The sequence below is a fragment of the Solwaraspora sp. WMMD792 genome (assembly GCF_029626105.1).
Classification (GTDB): domain Bacteria; phylum Actinomycetota; class Actinomycetes; order Mycobacteriales; family Micromonosporaceae; genus Micromonospora_E.
In genome coordinates, this window is the sequence record NZ_JARUBH010000009.1 from 1,304,940 (window position 1) to 1,320,906 (window position 15,967).

Consider the following 15,967-nt stretch of genomic DNA (forward strand, 5'->3'; position numbering starts at 1 on the left):
AGAGATCGGGGTGACACCTCTCTGTGGTGGGGAGTACGCCCGTGACGCCCCGGTGCCGCATCCGTCGGACCGTCACGGGCACCGCCCCGCAACTGCTAACGTCGGCTCCGCAGCCCCCCGCGAGCGGGGGGTGCTGTGCTGAGCGACTGGCTGCAGCGGTTGCTGTCGATGGACAGTGCGTTGATCTACCTGCTGGTCGGGCTGTTGGTCTTCGCCGAGGACGCGCTGTTCGTCGGCTTCGTGTTCCCCGGCGAGACCGCCGCGGTGCTCGGCGGCGTCGCCGCCAGCCTCGGCACCATCTCCCTGCCCGGAATCACCGTGGTCGTGGTCAGTGCGGCCGTGGCCGGCGATACCACCAGCTATCTGATCGGCCGGGCCCTGGGGCCCCGGCTGCTGCGGATGCGCTTCCTGCGCAAGCGGCAGGCCTGGGTGCGGCGGGCGCAGCACCAGTTGGCGGTACGGGGCGGTACCGCGGTCTTCGTCGGCCGGTTCGTGACCTTCTTCCACGCGGTGATGCCCGCCCTGGCCGGCGCGGCACACATGCCGTACCGGCGGTTCTTTCTCTACAACGTCGCGGGTGCGTTGGTCTGGGGGATCGGCACGGTGCTGATCGGCTACCTGGCCGGCAGCTCGTACGCCGCGATCGAGGAGGTCGCCGGCCGGGCGGCTGCCGTCGTGGTCGCGGTGCTGGCGCTCGGGGCGCTCGTCGTCTGGCGGCTACGGGCCGCCCGTCGCGAATGTGCACCCGACGCGGCGGCTGGCCAGCCGACATCCGGCCGTCACCGGCCCGGCCGAGGCCGTGACGGCTGCGACCGGTCCGGTGACCATGCCTGACGACCAACCGGTAACGCCCGGCGACGAACTCCTACGCCGGCACCGGTAGCAGCTCCGCCATCCGCAGCCCGTCTGCGGTCGGCGGCGACAGCGGCAGCCGGTCGATCTCGTCGATCGGCACCCACCGGATGGCGTCCGCACTGCCGCCGACCTCGGTGACCACCGGCTCGCCCGGCCCCACCCGCGCGCTGTGCAGCAGCCCGACCACGTGCCAGTCGGTGCCGTTGCGGTGCGCCAGGTACGACCGCACGTCCAGCAACCGCGACGACATCACCTCCAGCCCGGCCTCCTCCTGCAGCTCCCGGGTGAGCGCCTCGCCGGGCTGTTCGCCCGGATCGAGACCACCTCCCGGCAGATGCCAGGCACCCGGCTCGAACACCGGGGACGCCTCGGACAACCGGCTCAGCAGCACCGCCGAGTCCCGGACGATCACCGCGTACGCGCCCACCCGTAGACGAGGACCTTCGCTCACCGTAAACCTCCAGCTCGTAGCGACTTGCCAGGGCCCACACCAGCTGCCAGCCGGCTCAGCGAACGACGCCGGTGTGCCGGTGGCCGGACGGATACCCGCCCGGCCACCGGTCACACCTGTGGTGGCGGCTGCGGCTACCGCGCGGCGCAGGACAGCGTCGGCACCGGGTTGCTGCCGGTCCAACTGCCGATGAAGCCGAAGGTCGTGCTCTGTCCGGCGCCGAGGTTGCCGTTGTAGCTGACGTTGGTCGCCGAGACACTCGCCCCGGTGCTGGTGACGGTGGCGTTCCACGCCTGGTTGACCGACTGACCGCTGGCGAACGTCCAGCTCACCCGCCAGCCGCTGAGCGCCGAACCGCCGGCGGTCACCCGGACCTCACCCTGGAAACCGCCCTGCCACTGACCGATCACCGCGTACGTCGCGGTGCACGCCCCTGACGGCGGCGGTGTGGTCGGGGGCGCGGTGGTGGGCGCAGCGGTAGTGGGCGGCGGGGTGGTCGGGGGCGCGGTGGTGGGCGCAGCGGTGGTCGGCGGTGGCGTCCCGCCGCTGTAGACGGTCGCCTCCCGTGCGGTCTCCCGAATCCCGTTGGTGCCGTTGAACAGCCGTTGGCCCCACGAGGTGAGGCTGTTGACGTTGAAGTTGTTCACCATGTCGAGGTATTCGACGCCGCCGCTGTTGCCGCTCCACGACCAACCGAGCCAGCCGATGCCGTGCTGCCGGGTGTAGGACAGGATCGAATCCTCGTCCGGGTTGCCGTCGGAATGGTCGTGCCCGAACTCGCCGACCGCGATCGGCAGCCCGGCCGAGCGGAACCGCCCGAGGTAGTCGCTGATCTCGGCGGCGGTGTCGAACACGCCGTACATGTGGATCGAGAAGAGCAGGTTCCGGGCCGGGTCGGCGTTCCACACCGACTGCGCGTTGTCGCGCATCGTGAAGGTCCAGTCCTGTCCCCAGTTCGGTGCGTCGACCATGATCGCGTGCTCGAAACCGGCGGCACGCAGCCGCTGCACGGCGCTCGTGGTGTGACTGGTCCAGTTCTGGTAGCCGCTGTTGCCGAACGGTTCGTTGCCGATGTTGATGACCACGTAGTTCTCCTGGCCGCGCAGCACGCTGGCCAGGCTGATCCAGTAGTCGGCGGCGGACGCCAGGGTCGCGGCGGCCCCCTCCTCGCCGTACCCGGTGGTGTCGTGCACCTCCAGGACGCAGATCAGCCGGTTGGCCTTGCACAGCGAAATGACGTTGGCGACGTCGCTGGCATCGTTGCGGGTCCACCGATGGCCGTTGCTGAGCACCACCCGGACGGCGTTCGCGCCCAGGGACTTGATGTTGGCGAAGGAAGTGGTCTGGCTGGGGTACCAGGTGTGTGCGTGGTTGACCCCGCGCAGGACGAACGGAGTGCCGTTCGCCTCGACCAGCCGGCCGTCGCTGACGTGCAGACCGACGGCGGCGTGTGCGGGCTGGACCAGCACCACGACGGAGGTGACCAGGGCGAGCAGCGCCGCGGCCGCGACGCTCAGACGTGTCTTCATGACCTACCTCGGGTAGCGACCCGTGGGTGACCCACGGGGACGAAAGACACCGGCTGACCTGGCCAGCACGGTGTCGGCGACTACCCGGCCCTTCGCGCAGGCATCAGCGTAGACCGGCGCGTTCCGGCTACGCAACCGGTTAAGTTGATTCGTCACTGGTATCGGTCTGCACCGCTGGCTGATCTAGCCCGGTAAACGCCGCTACCGGCGTCGACGCCCGGTGATCCGGGGTCGACGCCGGTAGTGGACCGGTCAAGTCAGCGGGTCTCGGTAGCCACCTCGTACAGCCGCTCCGGCGTCACCGCGCCGGCGAACAGCCGGCCGTCGTCGGCGATCAACGCGGTGAACAGCGCACTGGAGAACAGCCGGCCGCTGCCCCACGGCCCGTTGACCGCCGGCAGATCACCCAGCATCTGCATGACCTGGGCGCCCTCGGCGGACTCACCGGCGTGCTCCTCGGCCGCGGCCGCCGCCTCGGCCGGCGGTGTGACCACCAGGACGGTGCCCCAGCCGCTGCCGACCGTCCGGACCGCGTCCTCGCTGTCCGCCCAGCCCTGCGCCAGCTCCTCCAGCATGCCGTCGGTCTCGGCGTCGCCCGGCAGCTGGTCCGGACCCCGGGAACCGGCACCCGGCGCCGCGACATCGTCCTCGCCCGCCTCGACGACCTCGGTGCCCGGCGGTGGGTTGAAGACGAACTGCTCCTCATCCGGTGTGTCGAAGCTGACCTGGGTGAACGCCGTCTCGATGGCGGCCCGGTCGGCGCCGACCGGATAGACCGCGAACCGCAGCGGCACGTACTCCACCGAGTCGATCGCGATCCGGATCTCCTCGACCAGCGAGTCCTCGTCGCGCGGGGTGAGCACCAGCTCGTACGCGGTCCGCCCGGCGAGCTCCGCCGAGCGGCCCACCGACACCTCGGTGCTCGGGTCGATCGCCTCCAGCACCTCGTCGGCCGCCGCCTGCGGGGTGATGGGCAGCTCCGGCGTCGGATCGGCTCCGGCCCGCTCGCCCGCCGCGTCGGCGTGATCGCCCTCGGCCGGCAACTCGAAGTGGGTGGCCTGCTGCTGCTGGCTGGACCAGATCCAGACATCCTGCCCGTTGCGGATGACGTCGGTCTCGCCCAGCGTGCGGACCATCGCCAACCGGGCCTGGTCCGGACCGGCATACCAGACGCGCAGGGTCTGCGTACCGTTGATCAGCGAGCCGAGCCCGTTGCCGGCACCGATCTGACCGGCCAGGTTGAGCGCCGCCGGCAGGCCCAGCTCGGCGCGGTGCACGACCGTCCCGGACATGCCGTCGACCTCGGCGGTCTGCAGGTCGACCAGCAGTTGCTCGGCGCTGCGCGGCGGCAGGACCGGGTCAGCGGACGCGGCGAGCGCCCCCACGGCAACGCCGCCGCCGACGAGCACCGCCGCCGACGCGGCGGGGACCAGCCAGCGCATCGCCGGCCGGGATGTGAATACCGACATCTTCGTACCTCCTGCCACCCATCGTGCGTCGGGTGTACTGAGACGTTGCTGAGAGCCGGTGGACAAGCTGAGAGCACGCTCAGCGACGACGGGCACGGGTGACCCGGTTGCCCGCCCATGATGGCACCCTTGACCGGTGCGGGTGCTGGTGGTGGAGGACGAGGTCCGGTTGGCCGACGCCCTGCGGCGCGGCCTGCAGGAGGAAGGCTTCGTCGTGGACGTCGCCGCGAGCGGGCCGGCCGGGCTGGAGCTGGCCCGGCACGGGGGGTACGACGCGATGATCCTCGACGTGATGCTGCCCGGACTGTCCGGCTACCGGGTGGTGCGCCAGCTGCGGGCCGAGCAGAACTGGCTGCCGGTGCTGATCCTGTCCGCGAAGGACGGCGAGTACGACCAGGCGGACGGCCTCGACTGCGGTGCCGACGACTACCTGACCAAGCCCTTCTCGTACGTCGTGCTGCTGGCCCGGCTGCGCGCGCTGCTACGGCGCGGCGCGCCGCAGCGGCCGGCTGTGCTCACCGCCGGTGATCTGAGCCTCGACCCGGCCCGGCGGCGGGTCACCCGGGCCGATGCCGAGGTGGCGCTCACCGCCCGTGAGTACGCCCTGCTGGAGTACCTGATGCGGCGCGCCGGCGAGGTGGTCTCCAAGATCGAACTGCTCGACCACGTCTGGGACGCCAGCGTCGACACCGCGCCGAACGCCGTCGAGGTGTACATCGGGTATCTGCGCCGCAAGGTCGGCCGGGAGCGGCTGGAGACCGTCCGGGGCGCCGGTTACCGGCTGGTCCCGTGACCGGCCGACGGCTTTCGGTGGCGCATCCCGGACGGTGGCGGGCGTACCTGCGGGTCCGGCTCAGCCTGCGCACCCGGCTGACCGCGATCAGCGTGCTGGGTCTCACCGCCGGCCTGGCCGCTGGGGCGATCGGGCTCACCGTCGTCCTCGCGCTGGCGTTGGAACGCAGCGCCGACGCCGACGCCCGGACCACCGCAGACGCGATCGCCCAGCTGGTGGCCGCCGACGCGGTGCCTGACCCGTTGCCGGTGGCCGGCAACGACGTACGGGTGCAGATCGTCGACGAACGGGGACGGATACGCGCCGCGTCCATTGGCGCCGACCGACTCGTCCCGATGCTCTACGCGGGCGAGCGGGAACAGCTCGCCGCCGAACCGACCGGGGCGGTCACCGTGCCGGGTGCCCGGCTCGGTCTGCGCGGCCCGGTTCGGGTGATCGCCCAACCGGCCGGCGGGCCGGCGCAGCCGCGTACCGTGCTGGTCGCCCGGTCGATGGCCGACATCAACCGCAGCCTCGCCCTGGTCCGGGTGATTCTGCTGATGACGTTTCCACTGTTGGTGGCAGCGGTCACGGTCATCGTCTGGCGGGCCGTCGGGGCGACGCTGCGGCCGGTGGAGAAACTGCGGGCCGGCGCGGCCGAGATCACCGGTGGCGACCAGGCCGGCCACCTGCCGGTGCCGGGCGGTGGCGACGAGATTCACCGGCTGGCGGTCACCCTCAACGACATGCTCGACCGGTTGGAGGCCGCGCGGGCCCGGCAACGTGCGTTCGTCGCCGACGCCGCCCACGAGCTGCGCAGTCCGCTGACCAGTCTGCGTACGCAGCTTGAGGTGGCGCAGCGACTCGGTAGCCGCACGGACTGGTTGGCGGTCGCCGACGACCTGCTGGCGGACAGTGAACGGCTCAGCCGACTGGTCGACGACCTGCTGCTGCTGGCCCGCGCCGACCAGCAGGCCGGCCAGTCCGGTGTGGTGCTCGGCCCGGTCGGTCCGGTGGAACTGGGCGAGCTGGCCACCACGGTGGCCGCCCGGTATCCACGGCCGCCGGTGCGGGTGGTGCCGCCGGACCGGCCGCTGTGGATCGCCGGTGACCCGGACGCGCTGGTCCGGGTGCTGGCCAACCTGCTGGACAACGCGGTCCGGCACGCCCGATCCGAGGTGCTGGTGACCGCCCGACCCGCCGGGCCGCACTGGCACGAGCTGCTGGTCACCGATGACGGTCCGGGTGTCCCACCGGCCGACCGGCAACGGGTCTTCGACCGGTTCACCCGGCTCGACGACGCGCGGGCCCGCGACGCCGGTGGCGCCGGGCTCGGACTGGCCATCGTCGCGCAGTTGGTCCGCCGGCACGGCGGCACTGTCGAGCTGGCCGATGCGGGGCGGGCGGACGACGTGACGGGACGCGACGGTGATGCGGCAGGGCCCGACGGTGCCGGTACCGGACTTCAGGTTCGGGTCCGGCTTCCGGCAGACCCGGTGGACGACGAGCCCGGCCCGGCATAGACCGGACAGGTCACCGGGCGTTCGCTGCCCGGTCCGTGCAGACCGGGTCGGTTACCGGGCGTTCGCTGCCCGGTCCGTGCAGACCGGGTCGGCCTGCCCGATCACGTCGGCCGAGTAGACCACGGCGACCGTGAAGCAGTAGTCGATCGACTCGTCCAGCCCGTACGCGACGAAGCTGTCCGCACCCGCCGGCAACGTCATGAAGGCCCGGGGCTGCTGATCGCTGCTTCCCCCGGAAATCAGCACCTGTCCCTCGGCACCCGCCGGATAGGTCCAGGTCAACGTCACGCTGTCCCGGTTGTCGCGCAGGCCCACGCCGCCCGGCGCGGTACCCGGTGCGGCCGGCGGCGCAGCGCTGGTCGGTGTCCCGGCCGGGGGGGTGACCTCGGCTGGTGCCCCGGTCGGCCCGGAGGGCGTCTCGTCGACCAGACTGACGCCGGCCACCACCGCCGCAGCGCCGAGCAGAACCACCACCACGCCGGTGAACACCAGCATCGGTCCGCGCGGGCGGGCAGCGGTCGCCACCGGCTTGGGTACCGGGACCAACTGTCCTCGCTGCCGTCGGACCGGAAGATTCCTGCGACGGTCGGGTATCCGGCTGAGTTCGCGCCGTGGCAGTCGGGACAGCGTCCCGGTGCTCCGGCCCGTGCCGGTGGTGCCGGTTCCGATGGTCGCGCTGGCTCCACCGGCTGCGACGCTCGCGGCCGGCCCGTCCGTGGCTCCGGTGCCCGGCCCGTCCGTGACCTCGACGTGGCGGACCGCAGAGTCGGCATCGACCGAGGCGTCCGACCTCGCGTAGCCGTCGTCGGCCACCGGTGGTGCCGGCTCCGGTCGAGTGCCTGCCCCGTCGGGCACCCGTGGGTTGGGTACGAAGGCAGGGGTCTCCGGCGGCACCGGCTCGCCGGGTACCGCCGCCGGGTCGCTCATGGAGCTGTCGGCTGGGAAGCTGTCGGCCGCTGACGGGCCGGTCGCTTGCCGGAACCGGACCGGCCCGAACGGGCTGACCGGGCCGGCGGCGTCTGGTGCATCTGGGCGCTCTGGTGCGTCCGGGCGCTCTGGTCCGTCTGGGCGATCCGCAGCGGCCGGATCGGAGCCGTCGCCGGCACCGGACTGCTCGGGCGGCCACCACGGTTCGTCGAAGAGCCAGATGCCAGGTGACCCGTCATGGTTGGTGGAGCCGGACGGCGGCAGATCGACCGGCACCCGGGGCGGTGGGATGCTCGCTGGCCGGCCGTCGGCCGGGTCGGGTTCGTCCGGTTGGTGCTGGTCGCCTCCCTGCTCCTGCCCGGTCGTGTTCCGCCAGGCAGGGGAGGGGTCGTCGGTCAGCCAACCACTGGGCGACCAGAGCGGGTCGTCGGCGTCGCCGTCCGACGGTTCCCGTTCGATCCAGCCGTGCTGGGTCCATGGCCGGCCGCTGTCCAGCTCAGCCGCCGGGTCGGGCACCGATTGGTCCACCGGCTGGTCCAGCGGGTCGAGCCAGGGCGGGTCGGCGCGGTGCCGTCCGTCCCGATGGCCGTCCGTCTCGTCGTCGCTTGACCGGTCGGTGGTCGGCGTCGCCGACGGCGCGCTCGGTTCCGTCCAAAACGCCGCCGACCAGCGTGGGTCGGCTACCTCAGTGACCGGGGGTTCCGGCTCGATCCAGCCGGGCTCGGCCCAGGCCGGACCGGTGAGCCGGTCGCGCCCAGCGGGATCGGCCGCCGGAGCCGCCGGAGCCGCCGGAGCCGCTGGCCCACCGGCTGGCCTGGTGCCGGGCGGCCAGCCGCCCTGGTCCAGACCGCCGTCGTGGCCTGGGCCGCCGTTGTCGTCCGGCCGAAGATTCGGGCCTGGGCCGCCGTTGTCGTCCGGCCGGAGGATCGGGCCTGGGCCGCCGTTGTCGTCCGGCCGGAGGATCGGGCCCGGGCTGTCGGTGTCGTCCGGACTGCGGTCGGGATCCGGGACGCCGGTGTCGTCCGGCCCGTCGCCGACCGGCCCCTGCCCGCCACAGCGGTGCGCCGGATCAGCGGACGCCTCGGCCAGCGCGGCGACCTGCCCGACCAGCGGATGGTCGGCCGGCAGGCGGGTGCGGCACAGGTCGATGGCGAGCGACAGGCTGACGTCGGACTCGGCGAGCCGGCCGCAGTCGCGCTGCATCGCGCCGAGCCGGGCCAGCATCTTGATCCCGGCCGGATGCCCCTCGCCGTACACCTCGCGGTGCAGTTCCCAGGCATCCTCCAGACGATCCCGGGCGATGTCGCACTCGCCGCGGGCGAACTCGACGGTGGCGAGGTCCGCGTGGGCGGCCAGGACCCGGAGCGACTCGGGGCCGTCGATGGCGCAGAGCTCGTCGATCACCTCGCGGTACAGGTGCGCGGCGCGGGCGTCGCTGCCCACCCGGTGCAGTACGGCGGCGAGGGTGGCGGCGGCCCCGATGGTCCGTTCATCCGCCGTTCCATGCAGCCGCTGGTTCGCCGAGTACGCGTACGCCGCCCACGCCCGAGCCGCCGGTGCCTCGCCGAGCGCGACCGTCACCCGGGCGAGTAGTCCGGCGGCCTCCGCCTGCTCGGTGCTGGCATGTGCGGGACGCGGGTCGGTGTCGGCCAACGCCGTGGCCAGCAAGTCGCGCGCGCCCGGCAGGTCGCCGACGCTGATCAGGCCGTGCGCCTGCGTGGTGATTTCGCCCAGGCCGAGAGACACGTCCCATCGTGCGTGTCCGACGACGGTCTGTACAAGGGTCTGATGTGGGACAGTTCGCTCATGATGGCGGATTGTTACCGGCCAGATGCTTGACTAACGCTTCGCTGATGATCCGCAGTTGATCGACCTGTTCCGGGGTCAGCTGGTCGAACAGGTGTCGCCGAACCGCGTCGACGTGGCCGGGTGCGGCGGCGGTGAGGGCAGTGAAGCCGGGTTCGGTGAGCACCGCGAACTGACCGCGCCGGTCGGTCGGACACTCCTCGCGGCGGACCCAGCCGAACTGTTCCAGCCGGGACACGGCGTGCGACAACCGACTACGGGAGGAGTCGGTGGCGTCGGCGAGCTCGCTCATCCGCAGGGTGCGCTGGGGCGCCTCGGAGAGCCGGACCAGGATCTCGTAGTACGCGTGCGGTATCCCCGCGCTCGCCTGCAGTTCGCGGTCCAGGGTCGCGGCCAGCGTCCTGGTGGCGAAGAGATACGCGCGCCAGGTGCGCTGTTCGTCGTCGTCGAGCCAGCGGGTCATGACCACCATCATACCGGCAGTTGTTGAGCGTTAAACTAACTCGCGCTAACCTTCACGACATGGGAATCCACCGTCTCAACCACGCCGTGCTGTACATCTCGAGCCTCGACCGGAGCCTGGCCTTCTACCGGGACGTGCTCGGGTTCTCCGTCGTGCCGATGACCCCCGACGGCTTCTCCGGCGCGGCCTTCCTGCAGGCCCCCGGCTCCACCAACGATCACGACCTCGGCCTGTTCGAGATCGGTGGGCACGCCGCGCCGTCCGGCGCCGGTCGCGGCACCGTCGGCCTCTACCACCTGGCCTGGGAGGTGGACACGCTCGACGAGCTCGAGGTGCTCGCCACCCGGCTCGCCGCCGCTGGCGCCCTGGTCGGGACCTCTGACCACGGGACCACCAAGAGCCTGTACGGCCGGGACCCGGACGGGCTGGAGTTCGAGGTCGTCTGGCTGGTTCCCGCCGACCGCCTCGACGAGCAGACGCTCGTCGCCCGCAAGCGGATCCGGCCGCTCGACCTGGCCCGCGAGAAGCAGCGGTACGGCGCCCGGACCCGCGGGGGCGTCGGCGTCTCGGTGCCGGGCTGACCCCGTGGCCGCCGGGCCGACAGCGGCCCGCCAACGGGTCGGTCGGCCCCGCCCGTGCGGGCCGTGACCCGGGCCGGTAGAACGGACGCCATGACAGCCGAGCCGGCGGGCCGGGTCCCGCGTGACCTGTTGCTCCGCCACCTGAGCACCTGGGTTCCCGCCGCGCTGCGCCAGGCCCGCCGTGCCACCTTCGTTCAGGCGTACCAGGGCCCGCCGGGGGCCACCGCGGACGCTGCGCTGCGTGTCGTCGCCGACCACCCGGAACTGGTCACCGGCCGGCATCTGACGGTCGTCACCGTTACGTCCTCCGGTGCCGAGGCGGACCCGACCGGGCTGCCGGCAGCGGTGACGGCACATCTGCTGCCCGGCGGTCCGGAGTTGCTCCCGGTGGCCGTGACCGCCGCCGCGGCCGCCAACGCGCCGCTGTTGTGCCACCTCGACCTGGCCGGTGGCCCGTTGCCCGGACCCGCCGTGTGGCGCGCGTCGACGGCCGGCCGCCCGGCCGAGCTGCTGGTGGTCGGAGCGGCTTCATCAGCTGAACTGCGCCCGGTGTTGACCACAGCCGGCTTTCCGCTGGTCAGCGTCGTCGAGCTGGTGCCGGGCGGCGGGGTCGGGCAGGTCGACGGTGGTACGGCGTACCCGGTCGCCTTCGCCACCGGGTCCGGCAAACGCATCGAGGCGTTCAAGGAGGCGCTCTGGGAGGTCGGTCCGGCGGGGTGGGGGCTGCGTGCCGCCGACGATCCGCGGGCGACGGCCGTCCCCGGGCCTAAGCCGGACACGGCCGTCGCCGGGCAGGAGCCGGACCACGGGCTCGCGACGTTGCGCGACCGGCTGTACGCCCATCTCGTCGAGTGCGGCTCTCGGACCGTCGCTGAGCTGCGCAGCTTCACGGTGACCGGGACGGTCCACCGGGCTGCCGACGCCAACCGGGCACTGGCCGGTATGCTCGCCGCCGACCAGGTGCGGCGCCGGCCGGCGGACGGCCGGTTGGCCGGCGACGTGGAGATCACCCCGACCGCCCCGGCTGCCGGCGGGCGTACTCCGTCCACCGCCTGACCAGCAGCGACGCGCCGGTGGCGAGCACTCCGACGCTGAACACCATCTGGACGCAGACCGCCGCGCGGGCGAGTTGGCCCTCGGCGTGCACGTCGCCGTAGCCGACGGTGGTGAGCGTGCCGATCGCGAAGTAGAGCGCGTCGGTCTTCGTCGTCATGTTGACGAACTGGTCCGGGTCGCTGAACGAGATGACCAGGTCGGCCAGCGCGAACACGACCACTCCGCCGACCAGCGCGATCGCCAGCCGGGTGAGGCGTACGTCGGACGGATCGGCGGTGATCTGGTCGCGGATCTGCTGTAGCACCAGCGCGGCCACCAGAGCCACGCCGACGACGGTGACCACAGCGCGGACCGCGAGATGCATCCCCGTCACCCCCGGCTCCACCGGGACCAGGTAGTAGAGCAGGACCATCAGCAGGCAGATGGCAGTGGTACGCCGTACCTCGGCCCGGCGGGGACTCCGGGTACGGGACAGAGCATCATCTCCAGCTATATCGGACATAAAGTTATTATTCCTACAGAGCAAAGGCCCGGCGGGGCGATCCCGCCGAGCCTTCGACCGCTGTCCTGCGCCGCTCAGCTACGCGACTTGTCCTGCTTCCACGAGAACGGGCCAGGCAGGTCGTACCGGTGCCGCCTGGCTCGCGAGTTCCACGACCATCGGCCGATCCGGATGGTCCAGGACGAAAACCCGTTCTCGGTAAAGTTCAACTGGAGCGGGCCGAACCGCTTCCGCTTGCGGAACATGACGCCCATCGCTTGCGCTCCCTCCATCGGCCGTCAGCAGGTGGGCTGGTCAGTTCCCTGCCGCATCGATCGGCAAACCCCACCGTCCACATGCCTGACTAGCGGGACTCCCAGGCATCCGGCTTCAGCGTCAATTTGCGTACGTGCGCCGGCATCCGGCCGGTGAGTACCTCGGCGAGGCTGACCTCGTCGACCACCTCGCGCAACGCGGCGCGTACCGCGATCCAGAGCCGGGGCAGGTTCTCCGCGGCACCGGCGTACCGGGTCTCCTCCGGACGCAGTCCGCGCACCCCGGCCAGCGGCCCGTCCACCGCCCGCAGGATCATGCCGATGGTGACGTCCCCGGGTGGCTGGCTCAGCGTGTAGCCACCCTCCGCACCGCGCTGCGCCCGGACCACCCCGCCGCGGCGCAGGTCGGCCAGCACCGCCTCGAGGAATTTGCGCGGCATGTCCTGCTCGGCGGCGATCGCCTGGGTGGACATCAGCGTCGGGTACGCGGCAGCCAGGATCAGCGCTGCTCGTACCGCGTAGTCGCCGCGCGCGGAGATCTGCACGCCACCATCATGCCGGTTGCCGCGACCCGGTCGGTCACCGGTGGGCGTTCCCGCAGGTCGGCGCGGAAGCTACCCGGGCTGCACCCCACCTCGCGCTGAAAGAAACGGCCGAAGTTCGTCGGCTCGGGGAAGCCGAGCCGCGCACCGATCTGGGCCACCGGCAGGTCGGTCGCCGCGAGCAACCGCTTGGCCTGTAGGGCCACCCGGTCGTCGATCACCTGTTTGGCGGTCCGCCCGGCCACGGTCAGACTGGCCCGGGTGAGGGTCCGGACCGCGCAGGACAGCCGTTCGGCGTACTCCTCGACCCGTCGGCTGCGCGCGTGGTCGCGCTCCACCTCGGCCCGGAACCGCCGGAAGGTGTCCCACCTCGACGAGCCGGCCCCGGTGGCCCCGTCCGCCCATGTGGGATCGTCACCGGGACGGTCATCTGCGGTGGCGGCATCGAGCGCCGGCGGGGAGTCGTACGGCAGCAGGGCGATCCGCAGCAGCAGGACCCGCAGCTCATGGCGGAGGAGTTCGTCGACGAGCGTCGTCCGCCGGGGCCGCTGGCTGTCCACGACGAGTTGGCTGACCTCGTTGATGATGGCGTCGGCGTCCTCACCGGTGAGCTGCCAGTGGGCGCGGGAGGTGGGCCGGTCCGGCATGCCTGGTGCCGCGGTCCACCGCACCAGGATCGCGTCCAGACCGTGCTGTCCGCCGGCCCGGACCACCTGCCCGGCATGGGCCCACAGCAAGGTGCCGGGTCGGCAAGGGTACGCGACAAAGTCGATCTCGTAGCTGCCGTGACCGGCGGTGACCAGTAGCAGCTCGTCGTGGGGGAGTAGCCGTGGTCGGGGTGGTGCGTCAGCAGTCAGGCTGTCACTGAGAGTAGTCGCGCTGATCGCTGGCCCGTGGGGATCCGGGTCGGACATCCGGCGGGCGAGCTGATCGGGCTGAACCATCGTTCTCGACGGTAACCGCAGTACGCCGCAACCGCATCCCGACCACCGGGCGGATCGTCGCGTCGTCCCAGCGCGGAGGTGCCGGGGCGCACCGGCGGCGGCACCAGCGGCGGGAGTACGGCGCATCGCCGTACTCCCGTCACGCGAAACAGCCGCAATCCCCGCCGGGTCGGGCGGAGTCGGGCCGTTCCGATCAGCGCCCGGCCAGCAGCCGGTTCACCGCGGTGTCCACGTCCAGGTGGTCGGACTCGCGGCCGCGGGGCACCACCACGTAGGTGCGGCGCAGAAAGCGGACCAGGACGCTGCGCGGCACCTCGAACAGCGCGTTACCGTCCGGGGAGCTCAGCGCGAGCGCCACGAAATCGCCCCGGGGAGTCGCCCAGGGCCAGACCCGGACGTCGCCGATCCCGGCCGGTTCGTCGAGACCGGTCACCAGAAGCTCTCGGGCGAACGACCAGCTGACCGCTTCACCGCCGGCCGACTCCGCGTGGAAGAGCACGTGGACCGCGTACGGATCACTCGGTTCGTAACGCAGGCTGGCTCGTACCGGCAGCGCAGTAGCGTCAGGCGCGATGAGCCGTAGTGACGTCTCGACCTCGACGGTCGTTGGTCGGATGACACTCATGGACGTTCTCCCCCCGGCACCGCTGCGGGACGCCCGCCCCGCTTTCCCCATACTCCGGCCTTGCATTTGACTACGCTCCGTCTATCGCTGATCTCACCCAGTAGAGGGAAGCGGTTCCGGGATGCACTAAAAAAGTCCTTTTTAGGTGGCTTGTCCGGCTCTGCTTGGGTACTGGGACGTGCCCGGCGTCGGGTGGTTCAGACGTCGACTCACTCCGGTAACGTCCAGTGGTGCCCTGTGGTGACGGGGCAGGCGACAATGAGGGGCAAAATGGCCATAAAACCCTCCTCCGCCAAGCGGATGACCGAGAATTCAACACCGGGTCATGCGCCGTACGACCCGGCGGATGAGACTGTCGGACACGCCGAGTCGGGGGGAGACCAGGTGGGCAGTGACCCGATCGGACGTCAGGATGGGAGCGGCGCTCCGGTCGCCGTCACCGATCGTCCCGAACCGGAGGCACCGCGTACGTTGTCCGGGCTGCGCCAACGGATCCGGGTGACCCTCGCCCTGATCCGCTCAAATCCCACCGGCCGGATCGCCCTGAAGGTCGGCGTCGGCCTGCTCGGCGCCCTGATCGTGGTCCTCGGCCTGGTGCTGATCCCACTACCCGGGCCGGGCTGGCTGATCGTCTTCGGCGGACTGGCGGTCTGGGGCGTGGAGTTCCACTGGGCCAAGCGGCTGCTCGCCTTCGCCCGCCGCCACGTCCAGGGGTGGACCCGGTGGGCGACCCGGCAGAGCTGGCCGGTGCGGCTCGGCATCGCCGGGGTGGGCCTGGTCTTCGTCGCGGCCGTGGTGATCGTCTCGCTGAAGGTCGGCCTCGGCATCGACGTGATCGCCAGCTTCCTGCGCTACCTCGCCACCACCTGAGCCGACCGCGACCCGGATGTGCGCCCGGGCGGGACGATCGGGTACAGTCATGCGCGCTGAGGGCGATTAGCTCAGCGGGAGAGCGCTTCGTTCACACCGAAGAGGTCACTGGTTCGATCCCAGTATCGCCCACCATCTATGCAGCCAGTAGAGGCATCCCGGACCGGGGGGCCTCTACCGCTGACTGGCCTACCAGGTTGGTCTGGGGCGGTGTTCAACCGCTATCGGTAGATGTTCGTGCGGTGGTCGATCCGGACGACGTTGACGATCCTGTGTTCCTCGTCGACGGAAAGGACGACACGGTATTCACCCCGACGTGCTCCTCGAAAGCCGTCTAGTTCGTCTCGTAGAGGCTTGGACACGCGCCACGGGTCCTCCCGCAGTGGCCCGTCAAGGAATTCATATACAGCGAAGGCGGCGGCCTCCGGGAGACCTCGAGGTGGTCCAACCGGCAACGCGCGGGACGCCCCTGGTGACAGCCGTACGTCATAGCGATCGCTCACAACTCGTCAGCCTCGTCGCGGCGCCGAGCCTCAAGCGCTACCCGAGCATCGGCGAGTGTGTGGTAGCGACCCTCCTCGATGTCCCTCGCGCCTTCCCTGATGTCCTCGAGCGCGCCAGGTGTCGCGAGGATCTCGCGGGTCATCTGGAGAGACTCGAACTCGTCTACGGAGATCACCATGACGTGGGGCTTGCCGTTCCGGGTCACCACGACTCGATCGTGGGTGGCCGCGACCTCGTCGGCGATCGCGGAGAACCGGGTCTTGACCTCGTTGAGCGGAAGAATCGTCATGACCT

Annotated in this window: 16 protein-coding genes, 1 tRNA gene and 1 pseudogene; 7 read left to right on the forward strand and 11 right to left on the reverse strand. The window is 71.5% G+C overall.

All coding sequences use genetic code 11. The annotated features are described in order from the left end of the window. Nucleotides 1-135: 135 nt before the first annotated feature. Nucleotides 136-834 carry a DedA family protein gene (locus O7629_RS07470; protein WP_278168307.1) on the forward strand — a complete coding sequence of 233 codons (699 nt, stop codon included), beginning with the start codon at nucleotides 136-138 and terminating at the stop codon, nucleotides 832-834. Nucleotides 835-865: 31 nt separating this feature from the next. Here O7629_RS07470 and O7629_RS07475 read toward each other — a convergent pair whose 3' ends face one another. From O7629_RS07475 to O7629_RS07485, 3 genes are all read right to left on the reverse strand, one after another. Next, complete coding sequence (locus tag O7629_RS07475; RefSeq protein ID WP_278168308.1) at nucleotides 866-1,306, reverse strand: NUDIX domain-containing protein; 441 nt, start codon at nucleotides 1,304-1,306, stop codon at nucleotides 866-868. A gap of 134 nt (nucleotides 1,307-1,440) precedes the next feature. Beyond that, nucleotides 1,441-2,835, reverse strand: coding sequence for a cellulase family glycosylhydrolase (locus O7629_RS07480; RefSeq protein WP_278168309.1), 1,395 nt, complete (start codon nucleotides 2,833-2,835; stop codon nucleotides 1,441-1,443). Nucleotides 2,836-3,092: 257 nt separating this feature from the next. Further along, the gene (locus tag O7629_RS07485; protein WP_278168310.1) at nucleotides 3,093-4,304 is read right to left on the reverse strand and encodes a hypothetical protein; all 1,212 of its coding nucleotides are present in this window, start codon (nucleotides 4,302-4,304) and stop codon (nucleotides 3,093-3,095) included. 136 nt (nucleotides 4,305-4,440) lie between these two features. On the opposite strand from O7629_RS07485, the gene O7629_RS07490 reads away from it, so the two are divergent. Then, complete coding sequence (locus O7629_RS07490; protein WP_278168311.1) at nucleotides 4,441-5,097, forward strand: response regulator transcription factor; 657 nt, start codon at nucleotides 4,441-4,443, stop codon at nucleotides 5,095-5,097. 47 nt (nucleotides 5,098-5,144) lie between these two features. Next, complete coding sequence (locus O7629_RS07495) at nucleotides 5,145-6,599, forward strand: ATP-binding protein (protein WP_278174447.1); 1,455 nt, start codon at nucleotides 5,145-5,147, stop codon at nucleotides 6,597-6,599. Between the two features lie 1,974 nt (nucleotides 6,600-8,573). Here the strand turns inward: O7629_RS07495 and O7629_RS07500 are convergent. Further along, nucleotides 8,574-9,272, reverse strand: a pseudogene (locus O7629_RS07500) (tetratricopeptide repeat protein); the annotation flags it as partial. 58 nt (nucleotides 9,273-9,330) lie between these two features. Next, a complete protein-coding gene (locus O7629_RS07505) occupies nucleotides 9,331-9,804 on the reverse strand; it encodes a MarR family transcriptional regulator (RefSeq protein WP_278174448.1) in 474 nt (157 codons plus the stop codon). 50 nt (nucleotides 9,805-9,854) lie between these two features. Here O7629_RS07505 and O7629_RS07510 point away from each other — a divergent pair, with 50 nt between their 5' ends. After that, a complete protein-coding gene (locus O7629_RS07510) occupies nucleotides 9,855-10,376 on the forward strand; it encodes a VOC family protein (RefSeq protein WP_278168312.1) in 522 nt (173 codons plus the stop codon). Between the two features lie 90 nt (nucleotides 10,377-10,466). Beyond that, complete coding sequence (locus O7629_RS07515) at nucleotides 10,467-11,432, forward strand: hypothetical protein (protein ID WP_278168314.1); 966 nt, start codon at nucleotides 10,467-10,469, stop codon at nucleotides 11,430-11,432. On the opposite strand, the gene O7629_RS07520 is transcribed toward O7629_RS07515, so the two are convergent. The 5 genes from O7629_RS07520 to O7629_RS07540 form a co-directional block, all read right to left on the reverse strand. Then, nucleotides 11,383-11,934: a potassium channel family protein gene (locus O7629_RS07520; RefSeq protein WP_278168315.1), complete on the reverse strand. Its 552-nt coding sequence runs from the start codon at nucleotides 11,932-11,934 to the stop codon at nucleotides 11,383-11,385. The two genes, O7629_RS07515 and O7629_RS07520, sit on opposite strands and share 50 nt — an antisense overlap. 74 nt (nucleotides 11,935-12,008) lie before the next feature. Further along, the gene (locus tag O7629_RS07525) at nucleotides 12,009-12,188 is read right to left on the reverse strand and encodes a DUF4236 domain-containing protein (protein ID WP_278168316.1); all 180 of its coding nucleotides are present in this window, start codon (nucleotides 12,186-12,188) and stop codon (nucleotides 12,009-12,011) included. A gap of 89 nt (nucleotides 12,189-12,277) precedes the next feature. Next, on the reverse strand, nucleotides 12,278-12,733 hold the full coding sequence (locus O7629_RS07530; protein WP_123600883.1) for an Rrf2 family transcriptional regulator: 456 nt from the start codon (nucleotides 12,731-12,733) through the stop codon (nucleotides 12,278-12,280). After that, complete coding sequence (locus O7629_RS07535) at nucleotides 12,688-13,674, reverse strand: AraC family transcriptional regulator (RefSeq protein WP_278168317.1); 987 nt, start codon at nucleotides 13,672-13,674, stop codon at nucleotides 12,688-12,690. The genes O7629_RS07530 and O7629_RS07535 overlap by 46 nt, the downstream gene beginning before the upstream one ends. Nucleotides 13,675-13,867: 193 nt before the next feature. Beyond that, nucleotides 13,868-14,299, reverse strand: coding sequence for an SsgA family sporulation/cell division regulator (locus tag O7629_RS07540; protein ID WP_123600885.1), 432 nt, complete (start codon nucleotides 14,297-14,299; stop codon nucleotides 13,868-13,870). Between the two features lie 471 nt (nucleotides 14,300-14,770). Here O7629_RS07540 and O7629_RS07545 point away from each other — a divergent pair, with 471 nt between their 5' ends. Both O7629_RS07545 and O7629_RS07550 read left to right on the forward strand, forming a co-directional pair. Next, complete coding sequence (locus tag O7629_RS07545) at nucleotides 14,771-15,169, forward strand: TIGR02611 family protein (RefSeq protein ID WP_278174449.1); 399 nt, start codon at nucleotides 14,771-14,773, stop codon at nucleotides 15,167-15,169. A gap of 60 nt (nucleotides 15,170-15,229) precedes the next feature. Then, nucleotides 15,230-15,304: transfer RNA gene (locus O7629_RS07550), tRNA-Val, on the forward strand. A 364-nt stretch (nucleotides 15,305-15,668) separates the two neighbouring features. Here the strand turns inward: O7629_RS07550 and O7629_RS07555 are convergent. After that, a complete protein-coding gene (locus tag O7629_RS07555) occupies nucleotides 15,669-15,962 on the reverse strand; it encodes a type II toxin-antitoxin system Phd/YefM family antitoxin (protein ID WP_158632051.1) in 294 nt (97 codons plus the stop codon). Nucleotides 15,963-15,967 lie beyond the last annotated feature (5 nt).